The sequence below is a fragment of the Kitasatospora sp. NPDC057542 genome (assembly GCF_042801945.1).
Lineage (GTDB): Bacteria > Actinomycetota > Actinomycetes > Streptomycetales > Streptomycetaceae > Kitasatospora.
Genome location: NZ_JBHVFE010000706.1, coordinates 1 through 2,976, shown reverse-complemented (window position 1 = coordinate 2,976; position 2,976 = coordinate 1). Strand labels below are relative to the sequence as shown.

The 2,976-nt window shown below is 70.6% G+C and carries 2 protein-coding genes; both read left to right on the top strand.

The annotated features are described in order from the left end of the window. Positions 1-250 precede the first annotated feature (250 nt). Positions 251-967 (top strand): flavodoxin family protein, encoded by a 717-nt coding sequence (locus ACFU7Y_RS42430; protein ID WP_224285519.1) that lies wholly within the window; start codon positions 251-253, stop codon positions 965-967. Between the two features lie 261 nt (positions 968-1,228). Then, positions 1,229-2,976 (top strand): S8 family serine peptidase (locus ACFU7Y_RS42425; RefSeq protein WP_380771785.1); only part of this gene is annotated, 1,748 nt, incomplete at its 3' end.

Below are 2,976 nucleotides of genomic sequence, written 5' to 3'. Positions count from 1 at the left end.
CGTCGGCAGACGGCGAGGCCAGACCAGCGCCGGAACCCCGCAAGGGTCGATCCCCTCACCACTGCTGAGCGACGTGGCGCTCCCGGTCGTCCTGGGATCGAGGCCGAGCAGACAGGCCCGTCCGGTAGGGCGGGCGGCGTGCCGTCAGGCAACTGGCCCAGCTCCGCGCGCGGTCGCGAAGCCGGCCTGGTGAGCTGTGCCGGGAGCCCACGAGCCGGTCGGCCTCCAGGACAGCCTGAGGGAGGAATCCGTGCCGGACACGCCGACGTCGTACGCCGACCTGCGCGCCCTGGTGATCAATTGCACCCTGAAACGCTCCCCGGAGCGCAGCAACACCCAGGGTCTGATCGACGTCAGTACCGGCATCCTGGAGCGCCAGGGGGTCGCTGTCGACGTCCTGCGCGCGGTGGACCTCGACATCGCGACGGGCGTCTGGCCGGACATGACCGAGCACGGCTGGGAGACCGACGAGTGGCCGGTCATCTACTCGCAGGTGATGGCGGCTGACATCCTCACGTTGGCCGGACCTGTGTGGCTGGGAGACAACTCGTCCGTGATGAAGAAGGTGGTCGAGCGACTGTACGCCTGTTCGTCGATCCTCAACTCCGAGGGTCAGTACGCCTATTACGGCCGGGTCGGCGGCTGCCTGATCACTGGCAACGAGGACGGCGCCAAGCACTGCGCGATGAACGTCCTCTACAGCCTCCAGCACCTCGGCTACGTCATTCCGCCGCAGGCCGACGCCGGCTGGGTCGGCGAGGCCGGCCCCGGGCCCTCCTACCTCGACGAGGGCTCGGGCGGTCCGGAGAACGACTTCACCAACCGCAACACCACCTTCATGACCTGGAACCAGCTCCACCTGGCCCGCATGCTCAAGGACGCCGGCGGCATCCCGGCCTACGGCAACCAGCGCTCCGAGTGGGAAGCAGGCTGTCGCTTCGACTTCGAGAACCCAGAGCACCGCTGAATTGCCGGCCGCGCGCAGCGCCCCCGCCGGCCGCCGCATGCGCTCCACCCGGGGCGCCGTGGACCCCATGACATCAAAACGTAACGTCTCCTCGAAAAGCCGTCAGGCGTAAAGTCTTCCCCAACTCCTGCCCAATCTGGCATGTTTCCTTCAATTCCCGTGCGATCCCCCTCACGCGCGGGCCGAATCGGAGGACACGTGTCACCCCTGATATCCCGGCGGCTCGGCCGCCCGGCCGCAGCCCTCGCCGTGCTCTCGGCCATGGCGCTCGCCACCCCCACCGCGTTCGCGACCGCCGCCACCGCGACCACCACCCCCACCGTCCCCGGCGCCGTCTCCGCGCCCGCCGCCCAGGCCCCCGCCGCCCCCCCCCTCGCCGGCACCGCGGCCGGCTGGGCCGCCGGCACCCGCGCCTACCTGGTGATCAGCGCCCCCGCCGACATCGCCGCCGCCAAGACCGCCGTCGCCGCCAAGGGCGGTACGGTCTTCGCGAGTTACGACCCGATCGGCGTCATCGTCGCCCACTCCACCAGCGCCGGCTTCGCCGCCGCGCTGCGGACCGTCCCCGGCATCCAGCAGGTCGGCGCGACCCGCACCTCCGACGTGCCGGCCGACGCCTACAGCCCGGTCCTGCCCGCCAACCCCGCCCAGTCGACCACCACGCTCACCGAGTCCAACCGCTGGGACATGACCCAGATCAAGGCCGACCAGGCCTGGAACGTCACCACCGGCTCCCCGTCCGTCAAGGTCGGCGTGCTCGACACCGGCGTGGACGACCAGCACCAGGACCTCGCGCCGAACTTCGACGCCGCCGACTCGGTCTCCTGCGCCTACGGCAAGCCCGACACCCGCAGCGGCGCCTGGCGGGACGTGGACACCCACGGCACCCACGTCGCCGGCACCATCGCGGCCGCGAAGAACGGCAAGGGCGTCATCGGCGTCGCACCGGGCGTGAAGATCGCCTCGGTCCGGATCGCCGAGCCGACCAGCACCCTCTTCTACGCCGAGAACACCGTCTGCGGCTTCGTCTGGGCCGGCGACCACGGCTTCAAGGTCACCAACAACAGCTACTACACCGACCCCTGGCAGTTCAACTGCCCGAACGACCTCGACCAGGCCGCCATCATCGAGGGCGTCAAGCGCGCCCAGGAGTACGCCGAGGGCAAGGGCTCGCTGCAGGTCGCGGCGGCCGGCAACTCCAACTACGACCTGGCCAACAAGACCACCGACACCGAGAGCCCGAACGACTCCACCAAGGTCACCCGGACCATCAGCAACGCCTGCCTCGACATCCCCACCGAACTCCCCGGCGTGGTGACCGTCGCTGCCACGGGCAGCGGCAGCGGCAAGGCCTCCTACTCCAACTTCGGCCGGGGGGTCATCGACGTCGCGGCGCCCGGCGGCGACGGCGCCACCGGCGTCTACTCGACCCTGCCCGGTGGCAAGTACGGCACCAAGAGCGGCACCTCGATGGCCTCCCCGCACGTCACCGGGGTGGCCGCGCTGATCGCGAGCACCGACCCCTCGCTCACCCCGGCCGACATCCGGGCCCGCCTCGCGAGCCAGGCCAACGACCTGGCCTGCCCCGTCTCCGACAGCCGCTGCACCGGCACCACCGCCAACAACGGCTTCTTCGGCGAGGGCCAGGTCGACGCGCTGAAGGCGGTCGGCGGCGCCACCCCGCCCACCGGCAAGTACTTCGAGAACACCGCCGACGTGGCGATCCCCGACAACACCACGGTGGAGAGCCCGATCACCGTCACCGGCGTCACCGGCAACGCGCCCGCGACGCTCAAGGTCGGCGTGGACATCAAGCACACCTACCGCGGTGACCTGGTCCTCTCCCTGGTCGCGCCCGACGGCACGATCTACCTCCTGGAGGACTTCCCGAACAACGACAGCACCGACAACGTCGCCAAGACCTACACCGTCAACGCCGCCGCGAGCGCGGCGAACGGCACCTGGAAGCTCCGGGTGAAGGACGGCGCCTCCGGCGACACCGGCACGAT